This window comes from Campylobacter sp. US33a (assembly GCF_004378855.1).
In the GTDB taxonomy this organism is placed as follows: Bacteria; Campylobacterota; Campylobacteria; order Campylobacterales; family Campylobacteraceae; genus Campylobacter_D.
Genome location: NZ_RYYL01000003.1, coordinates 92,286 through 115,124 on the forward strand (window position 1 = coordinate 92,286; position 22,839 = coordinate 115,124).

A 22,839-nucleotide genomic window follows, 5' to 3' on the forward strand; every position below is an offset into this window, starting at 1 on the left:
GAGTTTATTGCTCTCTAAATTTCATATCTAATTGATTGCTTTTTTCCTCAACGCCTTGCATCAAATTTTCACTAGCATTAAAACCACCACCAAATGCCTTAATCACATCAACAATAGCAATAATCAAATCAAAATTAGAATCAGAATAAGAAATTCTCGCACTCAAATAATTTCTTTGCGCATCCAAAAGTTCGATCAAAGCAGAATTTCCATTCTCATAACGAAATTGTGCTAATTCATAAATTCTACTTTGAGCTTCAAGTAAATTTGCATAATTTTGATTATTTTCATAGGCACCGCTTCTTGCATTAAGTGCTGTTCTGATTTCTCCAAAAGCCATCTTTAAAATATTTTCATAATTTAAAAAAGCTTCATCTTTCGTAAGTTTTGCAAGATCTACACTTGAGCTAATTTCTCCAAAATGAAAAATAGGCATTAAAAAATTCCCTGCTACATTCCAAGTTTTACTTCCACCTTCAACCAAAGTATCCAAATCCCTACTTTCAAAACCAAGCAAACCTGTTAAAGATAAATTCGGCAAATAAGCTGTTCTTGCAACACCTACAAGATAATTTTTCTCTTCCAATCTCTTAAGTCCTGCCTTAACATCAGGTCTTAAAAGCAATACTTCACTGGTAATACCTTGCGGAATTTCAATTGCATACTCATTTAATTCTTTAGCTTCTATGCTTTTATATAAAATATCATCCATAGTGCTTGATACAAGTATCATCAAAGCTTTTTCGTTAGAATCTTTAATCACCTGAGTACTAACAAGCATAGCTTTAGCTTTATCTAACTCTGCTTTTGATTGATAAAGCTCATATTCACTAATCCCACCAGCATTGAATTGCTCTTGTTTTAACTCATAAGTCATAGTATAAGCTTGAACTGTTTCGGTTAAAATTTGCACTTGTTTGGCATATTTTATAACATTAAAATAAGTCTTTGCAACATTAGCCGTTAGTGTCAAATAAGCCACTTCATAATCATAAGCACTGGCAGTATAAGCAGCCTCTGAAGCATTAAAAGTGTCGCGATATTTTCCCCACAAATCCACTTCATAGCTTAAATTTAAACCCAAGTTAAAATTGTTACCCACTCTACTTTGTCCTGATTGCGTGTTTGTAGAATTTGCTTGAGTTTTTCCTCTGCTTGCGCCGGCATTTGCATCAAGCTTTGGAAAAAGATTACTACGATCTATGCCCAAAGTTGCCGCAGCCTGCTCAAGTCTTACAAAAGCGATTCTTAAATCAGTATTATTTTCTAAAGCCTTTTGCATTAAGGAATTTAAAGTTTCATCGTTAAATTGTTTCCACCATTCTTTATCATAGCTAAAATTGTTTTCAACCACAGGTGTATAATTTGCTTCTGGCTCTACAAGTTCTGGTTTTAAACTACAACCCACAATCAAAAAACCCAATAAAAATACTAAAAACTTATTCATGAATTTTTCCTCGTTTTTTATCTAACCAAGCATTAAAGCTTTCCAAAATATAGAAAAACAATGGAACAAAAAATAGAGCAAGAGTAGAAGCTGCGATAATACCGCCCAAAAGCCCAGTTCCTAAAGCATGACGGCTAGCACTTCCTGCACCATAAGCAAAAACCAAAGGTAAAATTCCAAAACCAAAAGCTAAAGAAGTCATTACAATTGGTCTAAATCTCAATTTTGCTGCAGCAACTGATGCATCAAAAATACTCTTACCTTTTTTCAAATGCTCTTCCATTGCAAATTCAACAATTAAAATCGCATTCTTAGCTGAAAGTCCTATAAGTAATAAAAGTCCTGTCTGAAAATATATATCATTGTTTAACTCTCTAAACCACACAAAAAGCAAGGATCCAAAAGCCGCAAACGGAACAGCTGTAATAACAGCAACTGGCATGAGCCATCTTTCATATTGTGCCGCCAAGATCAAAAATACAAAAACCATACCAAAAATCAAAGAAATATAGCCCGCACCACTACTTGTTACTTCTTGATAAGCTGAACCTGACCAAGCAATAGAATAATCCTCGCCCAAAGTCTGTTTAGCTACTTCGCTAATGGCAGTAATAGCTTGTCCCGAGGTATATCCCATAGCAGGATCACCTTGAATTTGAGCCGCTGGGAAAAGATTAAAACGCTTTACATCATCTGGTCCAGCACTTCTTTTTAAAGTTAAAATTGAATCTAAAGCTATAGTAGAACCATCATTAGATCTTACATAAATATTTTTAAGTGCTTCTTGGGTATTTCTAAAATCCCCTAAAGCCCTAACATTAACTTGGAAATTTTTTCCTAACATTGTAAAATCATTAACATAATAAGTCCCAATAGTTGAACTAATAGTGTCAAAAACATCTTGCATATTAAGTCCGTAAAGTTTTAACTTATCACGATCAATTTCCAATTTAAACTGCGGAAAACTTGTATCTAAAGTTGTTCTAACATTGGCAAGCTCTGGTCTTGTTCTTGCTACTTCAAGCATTTTATTTACATCGTTTTGAATTTCATCATAACTTTTTCCACTTCTATTTTGCACATACATTTCAAAACCACCAGTTAAACTTAAGCCTTGGATTGGCGGTGGATTTACAAAGAAACTTTGTGCATTTCTATCACCTGCATATTTTTTACTTAAATGTGCAATGATATCAAAAGAACTAACATTTCTATCATTCCAATTTTCCAAAGAAATAAACATTGCTGCTGCATTTTCTTTCAAAGAACTTGTAAACAAATCATAACCTATCATAGCCATACTACTTTGCACTCCATTAGTTTGCATTACTTCTTTAGAAAGATTATCCACTTCTTCTATAGTTCGATACAAAGATGAAGCCGCTGGTAGATTAATAATACTCATTACCGTTCCTTGATCCTCAAGAGGCACTAAAGAATTTGGAACTTGCTTATAAAGATAATAAGTTCCACCCAACATCACACAAAAAAGAATTAAAAATATGGCTATTCTTCGGAGCGTAAAAGCAACCCCTGCGCTAAAAACTTTGGTAGACCAATCAAAAAAATCATTGAATTTTTGAACAAAATAAAAAGGCTTAGACTCATTGCGTCTTAAAAATAAAGCACACAAAGATGGAGTTAAAGTTAGAGCTACAAAACCCGAAATAGCAACCGAAATTGCCAAAGTTAATGCGAACTGTTTTTGAATTTGTCCAACAAAACCTGAAGTAAAAGCAACAGGAATAAACACAGCACAAAGAACCAATACTATTGAAACAACAGGAGAGGCAACTTCTTGCATCGCCTTAATAGCTGCCTCTTTGATAGTAATATCTGGTTCTTCGTGCATAATTCTATCTATATTTTCAACCACAATAATAGCATCATCAACAACAATACCAATAGCTAAAACTAAAGCAAAAAGAGTCAGCAAATTTACACTAAATCCTAAAACATATAAACCAGCAAAAGTCCCCAAAATAGAAACTGGCACAGCAATCATTGGGATAATAGTCGCACGGAAATTTTTAAGGAACAAATACATTACTATAAGAACAAGTACCAAAGCTTCTGCAAAAGTTTTCATCACTTCTTTAATAGAAGCATTAACAAAAATCGTCGTATCATAAGGTACTTTATAAGACAGACCTTGTGGAAAACTCTTGGATAATTCTTCTAATTTTTTTGCCACCAATTCAGCTGTTTTAACCGCATTAGCCCCTGATTGCAAGTTAATGATAATAGGCACCGCATCATTTCCATTTAAGCGCCCTTGTGAGCTATACTGCTCCGAACCAAGTTCTATATTCGCAACATCCTTTAGTCGCAAAAATGATCGGTCTTCATTAACTTTTAAAATAATATTGCCAAATTCTTCTGGATTTTGAAGCCTTCCTTGCATAGTAATAGAAAACACTTTTGGAGATTTTTGCACAACAGGCTCTTCTCCAATTTTCCCTGTAGCATACTGTGCATTTTGCTCATTAACCGCAGCTAAAACTTCAGATGCTGTAACGCCATACTTACTTAATAAATCAGGCTTTAACCATATACGCATGGAATAATTTCTATTTCCAATAGCAAAAGCATCACCCACGCCAGGTACTCTTTTCAAATCATCTAAAATATTTAAAGTAATATAATTATACACATCAACAGCACTCATACTGCCATCGGTTGAATACACGGAAATGGCTTGCAAAATACTTGAGGAGGATTTTCTAACTGTAACCCCAAGCTTTTTAACTGCTTCAGGTAGTTTTGCGGTAGCGGCTGAAATTCTGTTGTTAACATCTACCGTAGCTTGATCAGGGTCCGTTCCTATATCAAAATAAACAGTTAATCTCATTTGTCCTGAAGAACTTGAAGTTGAATCCATATAAATCATATTTTCAACCCCATTAATCGCATCTTCTATAGGGGTTGCGACAGTCGAGGCAATAGTTTGCGCATCTGCGCCTGTATAAGTTGCACTTACGCTAACAGTTGGTGGTGTTAATGAAGGATATTGTTCTACAGGTAAATTTATATAACTAATTATCCCTGCAATGGAAATAATAATCGCCACAACAGAAGCGAATACTGGTCTTTCTATAAAAAATTTAGAAAACATTATTTGCTCCCAACTTCAACAACTTCTGAGCCTATTCTGATTTTTTTAAAATTATCCATAATAATCTTATCTCCATTTTTTACACCTTCGCTTACTATAGCATATTCGTTATTTTGATAAATAATTTTAATAGGACTTTTTTCAACTTTACCATTAACTAAGGTATAAACATACACTTCATTTTGATTTTGCAAAATAGCTATTTGAGGAATTTTAAAACCGTTTTTTTGAACAAAACCTTCAGTTGTAATTGTGGTAAAAGTTCCAGGAAGTAAACTGCCATCTTTATTTTTAAATTTACCTTTTGCTTTAACGCTTCCACTATTGGCATCAATTATAGAGTCGATAAAATCAAGTTTTCCTGTAATAGTTTTTCCACTCACCACAATTTGAGTATCGATGTTTTTCAATTCCCATTTTCCTGTTTTTAAATTGCGATTGATATTTAATTTATCTGTATCAGAAATATAAAATTCTGCATAAATAGGATCTAAATTTGTAATCCTTACCAAATCAGAACTGGTAGCATTAACATAATCACCCACATCAACCAAAGAATCACCTAAAATTCCATCAAATGGAGCACTTACTTCAGTGTATCCAAGATCTAATTTAGCATCTTGTAATTTTGCTTCTGCGTTCTTTAATGTGGCTTCTGCGTTATTGAAGGCAGCTAAAGTCGTATCATAATCTTTTTGAGAAATAGCCTTTTTTTCAATTAGAACTTTATTTCTTTCATGTTCTTTTTTAGCATTACTTAAAGTAGACTTTGCAAGTGCAACTTCCGCAATAGCCATATCTACGCTAGCTTTATACTTATCAGGTTCTATCAAAAAAAGCTTATCATCTTTTTTTACCTTATCACCAGCTTTAAAATACTTCTTCACTATCGCACCACTTACTTTTGGCTTGATAATTACATCCATATCTGTTACAAGTCTTGCCGGATAAGAAAAACTTAAAGGTATATTTTCAGCTTTTGCCACATAAACACTTACAGCTTGAGGTGGCATTTTCTTCTGTTGTTGAGTTTTTGTTGCATTTTTATCCAACATTAACTTGAGTTTATCACACCCACTTAGTAACAATAAACTTGATACAACCAAAACTGTATATTTCGATAAAAATTTCATATTCTACCTTTTATTATTAATTTTTTATTTCGTAACCAATATTACAAAAATATATTGACGCAAATTCTATATTAAATTTGATTAATAGTTAGCAAATAGTATTCCTAATTTCAAACTCTACCTTTTTAAAGTGAATTTTGTGTGAATTTTATTTTTCAAAATTTCCGGTAGGAATTCCATTTAAAAACAACCTTACAACAAAATCCACATGTTCTTCTTGCTCTGCCTTATTCATAGGAGCTAAATCTGTTAAAATATGAAGATTATGAAAGGGCTGTATAAGCATAGTGCAAAAAATTTCCGAAAGTTTTTTTGCATTATTAGCTATAAAATTGTTCGTACTTTTGGAAAAATAATCATTCAAAACATTTCTGGCAAACATTTTATCGTCATCATCTAGCCATTTAGCGAGCCGTTGCTTACTATCATAAACTCTCGAAAAAATAATCTTTCCTATGGAAATGACTTGAGTTTGATTAAAAATTTCTACAAAAACCATTCCAAAAGATCGCAAAACATCTTCCAACTCGTTACTGTAAATATCTCCCATTTTAAATGATATTAATTCAGCGTGTTCTTTGCATAAATCACTTAAAATTTCAAAAAATAAACCTTCTTTATTTGTAAAAAAATCATAAATATTTGAAAAAGAACCATTTGCCTGCTTAATAATCTCACTTAAACTTGTTTCATCATAACCTTTTTGTAAAAAAAGCTGCAAGGCAATGGCTTTGATCTTTTCTCTACGAGCAAGATTTTTCTTTGTCAAAGGTTTATTTTGCTCTTGCACGCTCTAACTCCGTTGTTTTTGGATAAACAAAAATAGAATTTCTTTTAACCACAATATGCTCTTTATTGTCTATGGCATAAGCTGTAATAATTATAGGGATAATACTGTCTTTTTTATCATCACTAGCCAATTCCTTTATAGCCTTTAAAACAACTATTTTTTTAGCTTTTGCATTTGCCTCTAACTTAAATGGAGCACTTGGACGTACAATTTTAATATTTTTCTCATCACTTCCTTGAATTTGAACATCAAAATAATACTCATGAGTTTTATTATCAGTATTTTGAAATAAAAGGGTATATGCATTGGTAATTTCTAAGCCATTTTGTTTGTTTTCTATGCTATAAAGTTCGCTACTACGATTGACATTTAAAAGCATATTTTCTTTAGTTTGACTCATTAAAATTAAAGCAATTAATGCTATAAGTAAAACAATACTGTAAGCAACAGTTCTAAATCTAAAATATTTTACTTTTTGTCTTGTTTTTATGGCTTCTGAACTAGTCCAATTAATTAAACTTGGACGATTAAATTTAGCTTGAATTTTAGAACATGCATCAGCACACTCAAGACAATTAATACAATCAAGCTGCATTCCTTGTCTAATATCAATATGTGTAGGACATACACTTACACAAGCTTCACAACCTATACATTCGCCTTCTGGTGGTTTTTTATAAAGCTTAGTTTTACCATCATACACTACTCCGCCTCTTTGATCATCATAAATCACTTGCACAGTATGCCGATCAAACATTACTGATTGAATTCTTGCATAAGGACAAACATAAACACAAAATTTTTCCGCCAAATAAGTTACATCTAAAGTCAAAAATAAAGAAGCACAAAAGATAATTCCCATAAGCAACAAATGCTCACTAGGATTTTGTATATATACAAAAAAATCTTCAGGCGGTATAAAATACCAAAGCAAATTACTCACAGCAATGATAGAAATACAATAAAACAACAATACGGCTATAATTTTTTTTATATAATCGCCCGAATATTCTTTTTGTTTATCTTGAATGCTTTTGCGAATACCGAGTATTTTTGTTTGAATTAAATCCCTATAAATTACCCTAAAGATAGTTTGCGGACAACTCCACGCACACCAAACCCTACCAGCTAAAGTTGTAACAAAAAATATAGTTAAAAATAAACCAATAAGAACAAAGGGCATGAGATATAACTCTTGCGTATCAAATGCAGTAAATAATAAATTAAGTTTCTTATGATCAAAACTGAGTAAAAAAAAGTGATTGCCATTAATGGTAATAAAAGGCAATACAAAAATCACAATAGTTGTTAAACCATACCACCAATACCTTTTTAAAACATAATTTGTTATCTTACTCATTTGCATAAAAATACCTTTATATGAACTTAAAAATGCTTATATTATAACTCTTTAAAACTAAAAAATTTTTTAGTTTTAGCAAAAAAATATTAGCTGTTACAATTTTAATCACTCGTTTCTTAAAGTATCTAAAATACTTACTTCAGTTGCTTTTTTAGCAGGATAATAAGAGGACAAAGCTACAATGACAGCAGAACCCAAAAGAGTTAAAATAAAATCAACTACAGACAAATCTAAAGGCAATTGACTAGATCCGTAAACATCTGCTGGAAGTTCTATAATATTAAAATTTCCTAAAATTCCCAAAACAATAAAGGCAAGTAAAGTACCCACCACCATACCACTTCCGCCTATAAAAATACCCAAAATAAAAAAACTTTTTTTAATTTCAATTTTGCTCGCTCCAAGTGCCAATAATAAAGCAATTTCAGAGCGTCTATTCATCACTAACATCAATAAAGAACTGACTATATTCAAACTAGCAACTAAAATAATCAGCATTAAAACAATAAATAACACCCTTTTTTCCAAAGCCAATGCAGCAAAGAAATTTTGATTATTTTCCCACCAACCAAAACTTGCATAATTATTTCCTAAAAAATCTTGAATTTTTTTCACATCATCAAATGGCTTTTGTGAATATACATGTATGCCATCATAGCCGTTGCTATAAGATAAAACCTTGCGTAAAGCATCCACATCTGCATACATATAAGCCTTATCATAGAACAACAATCCCGAATGAAACTTCGCTTTTACATCGAAACGTTTGGTTTGCGGAATTAAAGAAAAACCACTGGCGTTTAAATTTGAAAATATTAAGGATAATTTATCATTTTTAGACAAAGAAAAACTATCCACAAGTGCAGAACCAACTACAATATCAAAATCCGTTAATTCTTGGTCACCAATAGCCTTTTGTATTACTTCATTAATTTTAACTTCATCTTTAAATTTAACTCCAAATAATACTCCCCCTTCAAAACGATTAGTCCCTTTAATAATAACTTGAGTGCTAATATATGGACTAAAAAGCAAATTTGGAAATTGTTGTTTTAGCTTATCAACCAAAGCATCATCAACTTGTGCATAAAATTTTGGCACAATGGTAATAGGATAATTCATTACAAAAAAGCGTTTTTCAAACTCTTTATCAAAACCATTCATGATAGCCATTGCAACAAGCAAAACACAAAGCCCTACACAAACTCCTAAAAAAGCCAAAAGCATAGAAAGCATGATAAAAGGTTGCTCTTTGTCAAAGCGCAAATATTTAAAAAGCAGATATCTTAAAACGCTTTTTTTCAAGCTAAAATTCCTTGTTTAGGACCACTTTTACCATGACATTCTTTAAATTTCTTGCCACTTCCACAAGGACAAAGTGCATTTCTTGGAACTCTTTTAAAATCTTGATTTGAAATACTTTGATTTTCTTCATTTTCCAAATTTTCACCTTGATTTTCTCTGGTTAAAACAATACTAAAAAGCAATTTAATACTATCAAATTTAATACGCTCTACAAGCTCTAAGAAAAGATTATAACTTTCTTTTTTATATTCAACAAGTGGATCTTTTTGATTATATCCACGAAGTCCAATTCCAGTTTTTAAAACATCCATTTGATACAAATGTTCACGCCAAGCATTGTCTAAAACTTGAAGATATAAAATTCTTTCAATGCGTCTAAGTTCTACACTTGGGACATCTTTCATTTTTTCATTATAAGCATTTTCTAGCTTTTCATTTAATTTTGATTCAATTTCTACTGCGCTTAAATTCAAAAAGTCTTGTTCTAAAAGTTCCACAGAACATTCATGCAAAACCCTCTGTTTTATTTTTTCAAAATCAAAATTTTCATTTACACCATTCATTGTATCATTTATTAAATTTACACTATATTCAGAAATATTTTGACTGATTTTTGCACGGATATCAAATTCTTCATCCAAAAGTTCGTTACGATAGTGATAAATAGTTTTTCTTTGCTCATTTGCTACATCATCATATTCAAGCAAGTGTTTTCTGCTTTCAAAATGTAAACTCTCAACCTTTTTTTGTGCATTTTCAACCGCTCTTGTAACTATGCTTGATTCTATATGCTCGCCCTCTTTTATCCCTAAACGCTCCATAATATTTTTAATGCGATCACCGCCAAAAATTCTTAAAAGATTATCTTCTACACTTAAATAAAAACGACTAATACCTGGATCACCTTGTCTTCCCGCACGACCACGGAGCTGATTATCAATTCTACGACTCTCGTGTCTTTCTGTACCTATGATATAAAGTCCACCCAAAGCCCTTATTTCATCATCGATCTTTATATCTACACCACGACCTGCCATATTTGTAGCAATAGTTACTGCGCCTTTTTTACCCGCATCTTGTATGATTAAGGCTTCTTGTTCGTGATTTTTCGCATTTAAGACATGGTGGGGGATTCTTTCCTTAACAAGCATATTATGAAAAACCTCACTTCTTTCAATGCTTGCAGTTCCTACAAGCACAGGCTGTCCTTTTTTATGAGCTATTTTAATTTCTTCAATAACAGCCTTAAATTTTTCATCTTGAGTTTTATAAATTAAATCATCTTTATCTTGTCTTTTAATAGGAATATTTGTAGGAATTGAAATAACATCTAAATTATAAATTTGAGAAAATTCCGTCGCTTCAGTTTGTGCTGTCCCTGTCATACCGGCTAATTTCTTATACATTCTAAAATAATTTTGGAAAGTGATATCAGCCAAAGTTTGACTTTCTTCTTGAATTTTTACATCTTCTTTAGCTTCTAAAGCTTGATGAAGTCCATCGCTAAAACGGCGTCCTTCGCTTAAACGACCCGTAAATTCATCTACAATTACAACTTCATTATTTCTTAAAACATAATGCACATCTTTTTCAAAAAGATTATGAGCTTTTAGAGCTTGATCAAGTTGATGGGCCAAAATAGCGTTATCAAGGCTATATAAATTTTCAACACCAAACAATTTTTCAGCCTTTGAAATGCCCTCTTCAGTGATAAGTATAGTTCTATTTTTTTCATCTACAACAAAATCGCCTTCAGGTTTTTCAGGAGGTAAAACCGCTTGTGCACGCTTCATTTGCTTAGCTACTTCATTAGCCTTGATATAGCCATCTAAAGTCCTATTTGCTGGACCACTAATAATTAAAGGAGTTCTTGCCTCGTCAATTAAAATACTATCCACCTCATCAACAATTACAAAATTATGCTCTCTTTGAACTTTTTCTGCCTTTGAAAATTTCATATTATCGCGCAAATAATCAAAACCAAATTCATTATTTGTCCCATAAGTGATATCGCAATTATAAGCTTGCCTATTTGCCTCATCATTAAACTGATTAGACAAAATAACGCCAACGCTAAAACCTAAGAAATTATAAATTGCACTCATCTGCTCTGCATCTCTTTTAGCTAAATAATCATTTACGGTTACAACATGCACACCCTTGCCACTCATAGCATTTAAAACTACTGGTAAAGTAGCCACAAGAGTTTTACCTTCCCCTGTTTTCATTTCTGCAATCTTACCTTCATGCAAAACCATACCGCCAATCAATTGCACATCAAAATGACGCATATTTAGCGTCCTTTTACCCACTTCTCTAACGATAGCAAAAACATCATTTAAAATACTATCCAAACTTATATTTTCTTTGATTACCTTATCTTTTAAATCCGCAAAAACTTTTTTTAAATCCTCATCGCTAAGCTTTTGATATTTTTCTTCTAAAGCATTTATTTGCGCTACTCTTTTAAAGTATTTTTTTATAGCTCTAGCGTTTTTTGTTCCAAAAATTGCTTTTACAATATTTAAAAACATCTTTAACCTTTTTCATTTAAATTTCATAAGTTGTGATTATAACTTTTATTTAATTAATCTTAGCTAGAATATCTTTAAAATTTGTTATTTTTTGGAGCAAATCAATGAAAATTTTATTTTTTCTTATCTTGATCGGTGTAAAAATTTTAGCTTTTGATCCTAAATTTAAAACTTTTTCGAGTGATTTTTTACAAAGAGTAGATTCAAAATCAAATTCAATTGAGTATAAAGGCAATTTCATCTTAACGCAAAATCAAGCTTTTTGGAATTACACCTATCCCAGCAATAAACAAATCTATATCCAAAACAATGAAATTATCATCATTGAACACGATCTAGAACAAGCCATTTTCGCCAAACTTCAAACCCTACCTAATTTAAGTAAAATTTTCAAACAAGCCACAAAAATTGATACAAATCTTTATGAGGCAAAATATCAAAATATAACTTATAAAATTACCCTAGAAAATGATGAAATCAAAAGCATCTCTTATCAAGACGAGCTAGAAAATATCATTACTATTGTTTTAAACAATGTCAAGCGCGACGAGATTATTGATAAACAAATTTTTGAAGCAAAAATCCCGCCACACTATGACACAATTTATTAATTAGTAGGATCAAATTTTATATCAAAGCCTGTGGAATTTTTTTCTACACTTTGATTATTTTCTAATTGCTTTAAAATTTGTTCGTTTAATTTTTCTTTTAAACTAGGTAAATTTATATCGTCGCTTCCATTTTCATCTTGAAAAAGAGTATCAATTTGTTTGATTTTAAAGGGTTGATTTTTTTGCATTTTCTGAATTTCTTCTTTAGGTTTTGTGCCTTTTATCTCATTTTTTTCATCAATATTTTGCAAAAAACGCTTAAACTCTTCCAAATCAAATTCTTTTACCCCATTTAAAGAAATGAAATAAATATTTTTAATCTGCAATTTATATTTTTTATTTATAAATTTTATAAGCGTTTCTTTAAATTTATTTTTCCCAAGTTCTGTAAAAATATCTTCATAAAAAAAACTCGAAATCACAGTATTAATACTGTCTTTAATTTTGGCGCTATTTTGCTCTAAATTTTGCCCTTCAAATTCCAAAGTCATTTCAATTTTTTTCAACGCATTTATTGTGCTTTTAGAATACAAATCTGTTCTAAAGTTTTCTATCACCAAAGCCTTTAGTGCTAAAACGCTTATAAATAAACATAATAAAATCTTCATATTATCCCTTCTTCTAAATTTAAAAAATGCGTTTGTTTGTAAAACTCTAATACTTTTATATCAAATTTTAAAATTTGTTTAAAATATAATTTAAAATCCATATTTTTTGAATAAAAAATTCTTAAAAAATTTGGATCAATCGCTCTAGAAAGCGCCACATAAAGTTGGCCATTCTCAAAAATATTATCTATATCACAAATTAATTTTTCTATACTCATTCCTTGCGATTTGTGTATGGTAATAGCATAAGCAAGTTTGATAGGAAATTGTATCATTTTAGCACGAATTTGCTCATCAATTTTATCCTCTTGCAAATTCAATTCTTCAAGAGCAAAAGCATATGGTTCAAGGATAATTTCTTGATTATTGCTTTTACGAATTTTTAAATAAATTTGATCCTCTTGCTCAATAATATCACTAATAATCCCTTGCTCTCCATTATAATATCCTGTATCAAAATTATTAATACAAAAAATAATCTTAGCCCCAATTTTCACCTTCAGCTCTTCAGCCACATTAAGACTCTTAACCCAGTTAATCAAAATAAAATCATCTAATTTTTCATCAATTTTAATTAATTTTGATTTCAAAATTATGGGTTTTGAATGAAGTTTTTCAAGCTCTTGCTCATTGATTAAATCCGCCTTTTTATTTATCCCGCAAAGCAAAGTATAATCATTATTTAAGCCTATTTCTTGGGTAATAAAATTTTGAAAATAAGACACAATTTCTTCATCTAAAAATCCCTTTCGCAAAGCGGATAAATGAGAGTAAAATTGAATATTATTGGTTCGTTTTGCATTATTTAAACCAAGATTTATGAATGCAAAATCTCTCCACGCAAAAGAATCAAAGGCATAAAAACCCTGAGTAAATAAAGATTTATCTTCAGTTTTTACTACAGGAGGTAATTGAAAAAAATCCCCCACAACAAGTAATTTTCCATCAAATTCAGAATTTTTAAGTCTATAATAAATCATTTCAAAAACACTTGCACTAACCATAGAGATTTCATCAATGATAATCAAATGCGTCTTTTTTAAAATTTTCCTAAGTTTAATCAACTTATCCTTTTGTTTTCTATCATAAACCATTAATTCATCAAAATTCAAACAACGGCCTAAGGCAAAAAAACTATGCAAAGTAACTCCACCAATATTCAAAGCTGAAATTGCACTAGAACCCAAAGCTACAACATTTTTACCCTTATTTTTATAAGTTTTTTTAACTTCTAAAGTCAAATAAGACTTTCCAACTCCAGCACCACCACTTAAAAAAACATTATCTTTTTCCAAAAATTTTAAAATTTTATCCGTCATTGTTTTTATTCCTTAGTTATAATTATATCTTTATTTTAAAAATAAAAGCGGGGTGTGATGAAATACTTTTTTCTTTTTGGCATTTTTATTTTTTTTATTTCTTGTTCTAGCAAAAATTTACCTTCCAATTATCTTGAATTTAAATATGAGCAAAATATCAGCATCTTACCAACCCTTGATGAAAATCAAAATTTTGTTTTAAATGATTACAAAAAAAACTTTTTTTCTCCTTGGCATATGAAAATCACCCACAAAAATCCAGAGCAAATCTTTTGGTCTTTTAATTTCTATATGAATACTCAAAAAGAATTTTATTTCTTTAATAAACAAAAAATTCCAAAAACTTGGTTTGAAAAACAAATCACAAATGCCAATGCAAAAGATTTTTTAAAAATCAACAAAAAAGCACTTGTGATTAAAAATTCCTTACTAAAAAACTTGCCCGTGGATACTCCTATCTTACTTGATCCTTTTAAGCAAGGCGAAGGGATACCTTTTGATTATGCTCAAGATTCTGTTCTTAATATCGCAAGTGCCATTTTAGTATCTCATTATACTCTAGATAAACGCTTTGTTTTCGTTAATACTGAAAGCGGCTGGGGTTTTATCCCTGCGCAAAATATAGAATTTTTTAGCGACAAAAGAGCAAAAATTTATGAAAATTTAAATTTCATCACTCCTTTGAAGGACAAATTTCCTATTTATGATAAAGACGATAACTTCATATTTCAAACCCGTATTGGAGCTTTATATCCTTATTATAGTGAAGATAAAAATTTTTATTTTGGAAAAATTGGTTCTTTAAAATTTAAATTTCCAAAATCAAAAGCGGTAAAATTTCCTTTGGAATTTAATGAGAATAATTTAAAATCTCAACTCACTCAGCTTCTAGCTTTGCCTTATGGATGGGGAGGATATAACTATGAAAGGGATTGCTCTTTATTTTTAAGAGATGTCTTTGCTCCTTTTGGATTATATATGCCACGAAATTCAAAAGCACAAAGTGAATATTTTACCCAATTTAATATCAGCAAATTAAGCAATCAACAAAAACAAATTTTCCTCAAGAAATACGCCAAGACTTATTTAACTCTACTTTATATGAAAGGTCATATTATGCTTTATGCGGGGACTATTAATGATGATATTTTAGCCCTGCATAGTGCTTGGGGCGTTAAAACAAAAGATGATGGACGCTTATTAATCGCCAAAAATGCCATTACAACACTTGATATTGCTAGCGACAAGAAAGAAGTCGATAGCAAAGATTTATTTATTTCAAGACTTAGTGCGGTAAGTTTTTTATCTTTAAGCCAAGAAGAAAAAGAAGAAATTTCAAATTATCTTCAAAATATCAATTCTCATTAGCTTCTGCTAAAATTTTCTCTACATATTTTTGACGAAGTTTTGGAACAAATTCGCCAATTTTTCCATCATTAATCAACTTACCATCAGCTTTAATCACAGGCACTAGCAAAAGGGTTGCTGCAGAAATAAAAACCTCATCAGCCTCATAAACTTCATCCATACTAAAGGCTCTTTCTTCAATCATAAGCCCAACTTCTTTAGCAAATTTTAAAATATTTTTACGACGAATTCCAGGCAGTATTTCATTTGAAAAAGGCTTGGTAATTAAAGTTTTATTTTTAATGATGAAAGCCGAAGAACTCGAACCCTCATTTACCTTACCATTTTCAATCATAAAAGCCTCATCAGCATTTGCCACAACAGCCTTTTCTTTTGCCATACATTGTGCTAAAAGCGAAATAGATTTTATATCGCGTCTTTTCCATCTTATATCACTCACGCTAACAATACTAATGCCTTTATCTTTTAACTCATTATCAAGCACTTTGCTTTCAAACACAAAAGCCATCACAGTGGGTTTTAAACCTTTTAAAAAAGCAAAATCCCTTGAAGCAACTCCACGCGTTATTTGTATATAAATTCCGCCTTCTTTAAGAGAATTTATATTGATTAACTCTTTTAAAATATTTTCAAATTCTTCTTTTTCATAAGGCAAAACCAATTGTATTGCCTCTAAACTACGCTTAAATCTCTCCCAAAACTCTTCCTTATCAACCATTTTACTTTTGATAGCAGGTATTACCTCATAAATTCCGTCTCCAAAAATAAAACCCCTATCAAAAACACTCACTTTTGCCTCGCAAGACTTTAAAAACTCACCATTTAAAAAAATCATTTCCTTTTCTTGCATCATTTTTTATCCTTTTATAAGTTCTAAAATATCTTTATCTAATTCTAGCTGATTTGAGTAATAAAAATACTTAGCCAAAACTAAAATTCCAATATAAAATTCTCTCTTTTCATCTAAAAATTGCTCAATATACTCATGGGCATTTTGTATGATCTGTAATGCCTTTTTAGGGTGTGCGTTATAATAACAAATTTGCTCTTCTAAATTATTTTCATCGACCAAAATAAAATGCTCATTAGGAACAAGCTTTCCCTCCATAAACCAAGTTTCACAAGTCATCTTAGGCGATAAAACCAAAGAATTTGAACTTAAAGCCCATTTTAAATTACTTGCAACATCATTGCCTTCTAAAGAAATAATGAATTTATATTTCATTTGTTCTTGCTTACTTAAAAAACCTTTTCTCCACATTTTATAATCATTATTAGTACAACCCAAATCACACAAAGAACTCCTAAAATATCTTTCAAAAAATTCTTTTCTATGCTTTTGATAGATTGCACCTCTAAAAACTGCTTTGTTTTGCTTATTTTCAAAATTCATTTTATCTTCAAGAAAAACAAAATGCCTATTTTTATCAAGTTTTAAAATGATATTATTATAATTTTTCTCATTAAGAGGTCTTGATTTACAAATGACTGGGGGGGGGGCAAAAAGTGCAATTAATATCTCCGTATTTTTTCACCCACAATAAATCATCTTTAAAATATTTACTAATCTTATATCCATCATAAGCTAAAGAAGTTTTTTTAAAAGGCAGTTTGCCTATTTTTTCTTTTTCATGGCAAGCTTGTAAATCCTTAGAGAAATCTGAATTAATTTTATTATAATACCCTACTCGTTCGCTTATATAAGCTAAATTTTTCGCATCGTATTTTAAAATATCGCTAAAAATATCCTTTAATTTTCTTTGAAAGAAAATTCTTGGAATTAAAGCAACGCCAATACCTTTAACATTCATTACAAAACGACAATCAGACATTTCGCTCTCTTTAAATAATTTTATTTTAAAAAATTTCACAAAAATTATAATTATTTATGATAAAATTCAAAACAAAAAATTATACCAAAAACTCAGAAAGTTTATTTTGATGAAAAAAATCGAATCATTCGTTTTGAATTTCCTTTTTAAGATTTCAACACAGCCCGTGCTTTTAAGAGATTTATTAGAAGCCAATGCTTTATTTAATGAAGGAATGCTAGTTGATCCTGCAAAATTGAATTATAAATTAAAAGTATTTAATTCTTATTTATTATATGCTTTTATTTGTCTTATTGTCTTAACACCACTTCTTGCAATTACACATTATCTTTTTACTCTTTTAGATTTTCACATTAGCATAATCAGTGCTATTGTTGTAACCTCTGCTATTTTTATAGGCTATGATCTTTTCAAAATTTACACACGCAAACTTATTTCTAAAAAACTCATACAAAAAGCTTGGATGATCCATTTTCCTTGTTTTCCATATGAAAAATATTCAAATTTGATTGAAAATATCTATAAGCAAGCCTTAAAGGAAGAAATTCCGAAAAATTCTTTAGAACAATATGTGTTGGAAAAAATCGTTCAAAATTCTTAAATCACTCCAAATAATCCAAAATTTGATTTTGAAACCGCATATTTTCTAAACGCCTTTTAAGTTCTTTATTTTCTTCATTTAATACTGCTTCTTGCGATCTTAAAACAGCAATATCGCGGCTTAAATAATAAATATTATTCCTTATATAAATTTGAGGTATAAAAACAACCAAAGAAAACATTAAAATCAAAAAAGAAAACAATAGATGATTTTTATTTAAATTTGCATCCTCTTTTGTAGCAATTTTATAACCCTCTAATAAAATATCTTTTGTTTGCAAGTTGCTTTCTTGATTATTTTGCTCCAAAGATAAATTTTCGATTCGTGTATCTGATTTTTCTTTATTTTGTTTTTGACTTTTATCTTGAAATTTTATTTTTGTATTTGCAATTTTTAAATCAGATATAAATTTCTTTTTGCGTTTTAAACTAAGAAAATTCTTTAAATTTAAAGTCCTTTTTTCAATGAAATTTATCGGATTTTGTTTTTCTTTATTTGCTTGATTTTTAACATCTATTTTTTGCTTTTTAATCAATTTTAAATTTTTAATTTGAATTCTTGAAAAAACTTTTGATATCAAACCCTGTTTTTCTTCGAGTTTTACATTAATTAAATCTTCTTTTAAATAAATACTTGCTTTTTTTTGTGTATTTTGCGTATTTAAAGAATCCAAAAATTCATACTTGTGCTTTTGAGTTTTAATTCTTCTTTTTAAAATGTCATCGCTTTTTAAAGACTCTTCATCTTCTATATTATCGTAATTAGGCTTTTTACCTTCCTTGATCGCTCTTGAATACTGAAGCATTTTTTGGCGTATATTTTGCTTTTCTTTTAAAAACTCATCCTCAGTCATTATTACCCTAAAAATTGAAATACTCTCATTTTTGCACAACTCGAGCGTGAATTATAATATATTTCTTCTTTACTTGCAATTATAGCTTTTTTACTTAGAATTTTACCCAAACTATGATTATTCCCGCATTCACATTTAAGCGTCATCTCATGACAGATGCAATTTTTACTCCATTCTTTAAATGCATTTTTAATCATTCTATCTTCTAAAGAATGAAAGCTAATAATCGCTACTTTGCAGCCCTTTGGTTTTATTTTTTTTAATTTTTCTAAAAATTGCTTTAAAACTCCAAGCTCATTATTAACTTCTATACGAATGGCCTGAAAAACCAAAATCGCTTTTAAAACTTTCCTACCTTTAAAATACCCCTTTCCTATAATTTCAACCAATTCTTTTGCCGTTGTTATTTCTTTATTTAAACGCGCTTTACATATCTTTTGTGCTATGATTTCTGCTTCATTTTCCAATTCACCATATTCTAAAAAAATATGCCGCAATTTTTCTTTAGAATAAGAATTTACAACCATCTTAGCATCTAATGTCGTACTTTTATCCATTCGCATATCCAAAAAATCAGAATCAAGAGCAAAACCGCGTTCATTATAATCTAGCTGCAAGGAAGAAACACCAATGTCTGCTAAAATACCCTTTAAATTATTCGTATCGATTTTATCCAAAATATCACAAAAATTACTTTTTATAATTTGCACTCTTTGCGAAAAATCTGCTAACTTTTTCTTAGAAAATTCCAAAGCCATTTCGTCTTGATCACAAGCATACAAATAGAGTTTAGGATGATGCTTTAAAAGCTCATAACTATGTCCCGCATAGCCTAAAGTACAATCTAAAAATACGCCTTCATTAAGATCGGAAAATATATTTAAAACTTCATTTAATAAAACAGGAATATGTGGACTTTGCAAAAAATCAACCTTGTTTAAGTTTTGAAATTCAAATTATATAGTATGGATTTTAGAATTTCTATTAAATTTTACATATTTTCGCAAATTCTTAGCTAAAATTAAACTGCAATTAACACTTTTTAAGATAGAATTTTAAGTTTATAAAAAATGCAAGGAAAATTATGATTACTTGGATGCAACGCCATAAGAAATATCTTGTTGTAACTATCTGGATTAGTGCAATAGCTTTTGTTGGAGCTGGATTCGTAAGCTGGGGAGCTTATGATTTTAACTTAAACCGTAGTTCATCTGTAGCTCTTGTAGGAGAAGAGCCAATTAAAATTAAAGAATTTGAAAATAGATATCAAAATTTATATAGAACACGCAATGCTATTTACGAAGGGGCTTTGACTCCAGAGCGCGCAAAAGCCGAAAAACTTGATCTTATCGCTTTAAATAATCTTATTGAAGACAAACTTTTACTTTCTTTTGCTAAGGATTTAGGTTTAAGCGTTAGCGAAGAAGAAATCATTCAAACCCTAAGCACAAAACAAGAATTTCAAAACGAAAAAGGACAATTTGATAAAAATTTATACTATAAACTCTTAGAGCTTAATCAAATGAAAGCAAAGGAATTTGAGGCTTATTTAGCAAATGATATTTTACTTCAAAAATTAGCCCAAATTTTTAATATAAAATCTAGCGATGAAGAGCTTAAAATGATTACCTCTAGTTTTTATATGCAAGATATTTTGAGCATTGACGTTATTAATGCAAATTACAACAATATTACTTTAGATGAAGAAAAATTAAAACCTACTTGGGAAAAATATAAAAATAATTTTACCACACAAAAAAGCTATGAAATTTCAACTTATTTTGTAAAAAATGATGAAATATCATACAATGAAGAAACCTTGAAACAATTTTATGAAAAAAACAAGCACAACTACAAAGACTTTAATGATAAAATTTTAAGCTTTGAACTTGCTATAGAAGATGTAAAAAAAGATTATGCATTAGAAGCAACCAAAACAAAAGCTAATCAAAATTATGTAGCTTTAAGAAAAAATGAGCTTAATTTCCAAAATGATCTTAATATTACCCAAGAGAATACAGAATTTCCAATTGAGCAACTTGACAAAGCGAAAAACCAAGATATATTAAAACCTTTTGTTTACAAAGAAGGTTATATGATAGTTCGAGTTAATACTATTAATCCCGCAAGAGTTAAAACCTACGAAGAAGCCAAAGAAGAGCTTATTCCCATATTTAAACAAGAACAAGCAATGCTAAAATTAGAAGAACAAGCTAAACAAGCTTTAGAAAATTTTAATGGAAAAAATATAGGAACAGTAAGCAGAGACACGCAAAGGGACGCAAGAAGAGTTGGCAATGAAATTATGGATGATGCTGAATTTAGTATTTTCTTAATGAATGTTTTTAACTCGAAAGAAAACAAAGGCTATGTTTTACTTCCAAATAAAGCTATACTTTATAAAATCAATAACCAAAAATTATTCAATGAAAACAAACTCGCAGAAAATAAAACAATGCTAGAAAATGCACTAAAAATCGTCAAAGAAGAACAAATTAAAAAAGACTTAATCATACAATTAAGAAAAAAATATCCTATTGAAATTTACTACAAAGGGAGTGAATCTTGAATATCTTAGGAATTGATTTAGGCTCAACACAAACTTGTGCAATCTTGGCACAAAAAGATGAAGAAGGTTTAAAAGTTGTTGGCTTTGGGAAAGCTAAAACTAACGGTGTAAAAAAAGGTGCAATTACCAATATAGAACTTGCTTCTAAATCCATAGAAGAAGCAGTAAAAAATGCTCAAATGATGTCAGGACTCCACTATGATAGAGTTGTAGTTTCTATCTCTGGAGCTTATGCAAAAAGTGTTGATAGCGTTGGTGTTGTAAATATCCCAAATCATGAAATAGGCATACACGAAATTCACCGTGCTGTTATTACTGCAAAACATACAGCCAATCTTCCAAGCGGATATGATATTATCCATGTTTTACCTTATAATTTCAAAGTCAATGATCTTGAGCATGTAGATGATCCTTTAGGAATGAGCGGAAACCGTTTAGAAGTTTCAACTCATATTGTTATTTCGCAAGAATCGCACATTAAAAACCTTAGAAAAGCCGTTGAACTTGCAGACTTAAGAGTGGATAATATTGTTTTATCTGGCTATGCATCAGCAATTGCGTGCTTAGATGAAAGCGAAAAAGAATTAGGTGCTGTACTTATTGATATGGGTGGAGCAATCTGCGATATGGTAGTTCATGCAGGAAATTCTATAAGATATAATGAATGCCTTCCAATAGGTTCAATAAATATCACCCAAGATCTTTCCATAGCCTTACATACACCATTAAAAGAAGCGGAAAAAATCAAGCTTAATTACGCAAATTTAAGTCAACAAGCAAATTCCCTTATTAAAGTCCCTGCAATGGGAGATGAAAAAAGAGTTAATGATGTTACCATTGATGTTGTTTCTAATGTAATTTATGCAAGAACAGAAGAAACCTTAATGATACTTGCAAAAATGTTAAGCGATAATCACTACGCCAATAACATGGGAGCGGGCATAGTATTAACAGGTGGAATGACAAAATTAGCCGGTTTGGATGAGTTGGCTCCTGCTATTTTCGATAATAAATCAGTAAGACTTGCAAGTGCTAGAAAAGATTTAATTATGGGTTTTGGTGAAATTTTTAGTGATCCTGAAAACACTTGCGCTATAGGCTTATGCCTTTATGGAGCAGGATTTTTTACTCCTTATGAGCTAGATTCTAACGAGAAATTGCGCTACAAAGGTGAACCGGAAAATATCAATAAACAAATCAAACAAGAATTAATTATTTCCCCAGAAATTAATCAAGATGAAACAAAAATTGAATTTTCTGATGAAATTGGTCCAGAAAATGATACAATAACAAGCAAAGAGCAATTAAAAATCAACCACAACGATAAAGAAAAACAACCTAATGTCTTTTCAAAGCTGTGGAATAAAATAACAAATCAATTCTAAATAGGA

At 30.2% G+C, this 22,839-nt stretch carries 19 protein-coding genes; 5 read left to right on the top strand and 14 right to left on the bottom strand.

Annotated elements, in window-relative coordinates:
* Positions 1 to 4 precede the first annotated feature (4 nt).
* The 7 genes from ELQ16_RS02785 to secA all read right to left on the bottom strand — a co-directional run bounded on the left by ELQ16_RS02785 (position 5) and on the right by secA (position 11,687).
* Entirely contained in the window at positions 5 to 1,447 is a 1,443-nt protein-coding gene (locus tag ELQ16_RS02785; RefSeq protein WP_134238060.1) for an efflux transporter outer membrane subunit, read from the bottom strand.
* Positions 1,440 to 4,562, bottom strand: a complete 3,123-nt coding sequence (locus ELQ16_RS02790) for an efflux RND transporter permease subunit (protein WP_134238061.1) — start codon at positions 4,560 to 4,562, stop codon at positions 1,440 to 1,442. The genes ELQ16_RS02785 and ELQ16_RS02790 overlap by 8 nt, the downstream gene beginning before the upstream one ends.
* Entirely contained in the window at positions 4,562 to 5,695 is a 1,134-nt protein-coding gene (locus tag ELQ16_RS02795) for an efflux RND transporter periplasmic adaptor subunit (RefSeq protein ID WP_134238062.1), read from the bottom strand. The genes ELQ16_RS02790 and ELQ16_RS02795 overlap by 1 nt, the downstream gene beginning before the upstream one ends.
* 148 nt (positions 5,696 to 5,843) lie before the next feature.
* A complete protein-coding gene (locus tag ELQ16_RS02800; RefSeq protein ID WP_134238063.1) occupies positions 5,844 to 6,485 on the bottom strand; it encodes a TetR/AcrR family transcriptional regulator in 642 nt (213 codons plus the stop codon).
* Complete coding sequence (gene ccoG / locus ELQ16_RS02805) at positions 6,469 to 7,851, bottom strand: cytochrome c oxidase accessory protein CcoG (protein ID WP_407919955.1); 1,383 nt, start codon at positions 7,849 to 7,851, stop codon at positions 6,469 to 6,471. Before ccoG ends, ELQ16_RS02800 begins: the two co-directional genes overlap by 17 nt.
* Before the next feature lie 102 nt (positions 7,852 to 7,953).
* Positions 7,954 to 9,153, bottom strand: coding sequence for an ABC transporter permease (locus tag ELQ16_RS02810; protein WP_134238064.1), 1,200 nt, complete (start codon positions 9,151 to 9,153; stop codon positions 7,954 to 7,956).
* Complete coding sequence (gene secA, locus ELQ16_RS02815) at positions 9,150 to 11,687, bottom strand: preprotein translocase subunit SecA (protein ID WP_134238065.1); 2,538 nt, start codon at positions 11,685 to 11,687, stop codon at positions 9,150 to 9,152. The genes ELQ16_RS02810 and secA overlap by 4 nt, the downstream gene beginning before the upstream one ends.
* Before the next feature lie 104 nt (positions 11,688 to 11,791).
* On the opposite strand from secA, the gene lolA reads away from it, so the two are divergent.
* On the top strand, positions 11,792 to 12,298 hold the full coding sequence (gene lolA / locus ELQ16_RS02820) for a LolA-like outer membrane lipoprotein chaperone (protein ID WP_134238066.1): 507 nt from the start codon (positions 11,792 to 11,794) through the stop codon (positions 12,296 to 12,298).
* Here lolA and ELQ16_RS02825 read toward each other — a convergent pair.
* The gene (locus ELQ16_RS02825; protein ID WP_134238067.1) at positions 12,295 to 12,906 is read right to left on the bottom strand and encodes a flagellar basal body-associated FliL family protein; all 612 of its coding nucleotides are present in this window, start codon (positions 12,904 to 12,906) and stop codon (positions 12,295 to 12,297) included. The two genes, lolA and ELQ16_RS02825, sit on opposite strands and share 4 nt — an antisense overlap.
* The gene (locus ELQ16_RS02830) at positions 12,903 to 14,225 is read right to left on the bottom strand and encodes an ATP-dependent RecD-like DNA helicase (RefSeq protein WP_134238068.1); all 1,323 of its coding nucleotides are present in this window, start codon (positions 14,223 to 14,225) and stop codon (positions 12,903 to 12,905) included. The genes ELQ16_RS02825 and ELQ16_RS02830 overlap by 4 nt, the downstream gene beginning before the upstream one ends.
* 57 nt (positions 14,226 to 14,282) lie before the next feature.
* On the opposite strand from ELQ16_RS02830, the gene ELQ16_RS02835 reads away from it, so the two are divergent.
* Complete coding sequence (locus tag ELQ16_RS02835; protein ID WP_134238069.1) at positions 14,283 to 15,593, top strand: SH3 domain-containing C40 family peptidase; 1,311 nt, start codon at positions 14,283 to 14,285, stop codon at positions 15,591 to 15,593.
* Here the strand turns inward: ELQ16_RS02835 and ELQ16_RS02840 are convergent.
* The 3 genes from ELQ16_RS02840 to ELQ16_RS10260 all read right to left on the bottom strand — a co-directional run bounded on the left by ELQ16_RS02840 (position 15,580) and on the right by ELQ16_RS10260 (position 17,425).
* On the bottom strand, positions 15,580 to 16,446 hold the full coding sequence (locus ELQ16_RS02840; protein WP_134238070.1) for a D-amino acid aminotransferase: 867 nt from the start codon (positions 16,444 to 16,446) through the stop codon (positions 15,580 to 15,582). The genes ELQ16_RS02835 and ELQ16_RS02840 overlap by 14 nt on opposite strands.
* Positions 16,447 to 16,449: 3 nt before the next feature.
* Entirely contained in the window at positions 16,450 to 16,986 is a 537-nt protein-coding gene (locus ELQ16_RS10255) for a glycosyl transferase family 90 (RefSeq protein ID WP_166739644.1), read from the bottom strand.
* Between the two features lie 85 nt (positions 16,987 to 17,071).
* Positions 17,072 to 17,425 (bottom strand): hypothetical protein, encoded by a 354-nt coding sequence (locus ELQ16_RS10260; RefSeq protein ID WP_166739645.1) that lies wholly within the window; start codon positions 17,423 to 17,425, stop codon positions 17,072 to 17,074.
* Between the two features lie 109 nt (positions 17,426 to 17,534).
* Between ELQ16_RS10260 and ELQ16_RS02850 the strand changes: the two genes are divergently transcribed.
* Positions 17,535 to 18,026, top strand: coding sequence for a hypothetical protein (locus ELQ16_RS02850; RefSeq protein ID WP_134238071.1), 492 nt, complete (start codon positions 17,535 to 17,537; stop codon positions 18,024 to 18,026).
* Position 18,027: 1 nt separating this feature from the next.
* Here the strand turns inward: ELQ16_RS02850 and ELQ16_RS02855 are convergent, their stop codons facing one another.
* Together ELQ16_RS02855 and rsmH are read right to left on the bottom strand one after the other, a co-directional pair.
* Positions 18,028 to 18,879, bottom strand: coding sequence for a hypothetical protein (locus ELQ16_RS02855; protein ID WP_134238072.1), 852 nt, complete (start codon positions 18,877 to 18,879; stop codon positions 18,028 to 18,030).
* A gap of 2 nt (positions 18,880 to 18,881) precedes the next feature.
* Positions 18,882 to 19,802 carry a 16S rRNA (cytosine(1402)-N(4))-methyltransferase RsmH gene (gene rsmH, locus ELQ16_RS02860; RefSeq protein WP_134238073.1) on the bottom strand — a complete coding sequence of 307 codons (921 nt, stop codon included), beginning with the start codon at positions 19,800 to 19,802 and terminating at the stop codon, positions 18,882 to 18,884.
* Positions 19,803 to 19,963: 161 nt separating this feature from the next.
* Here rsmH and ELQ16_RS02865 point away from each other — a divergent pair, with 161 nt between their 5' ends.
* Positions 19,964 to 21,448: a peptidylprolyl isomerase gene (locus ELQ16_RS02865; RefSeq protein WP_134238074.1), complete on the top strand. Its 1,485-nt coding sequence runs from the start codon at positions 19,964 to 19,966 to the stop codon at positions 21,446 to 21,448.
* Positions 21,445 to 22,833, top strand: coding sequence for a cell division protein FtsA (gene ftsA, locus ELQ16_RS02870; RefSeq protein WP_134238075.1), 1,389 nt, complete (start codon positions 21,445 to 21,447; stop codon positions 22,831 to 22,833). The genes ELQ16_RS02865 and ftsA overlap by 4 nt, the downstream gene beginning before the upstream one ends.
* Positions 22,834 to 22,839: the final 6 nt, after the last annotated feature.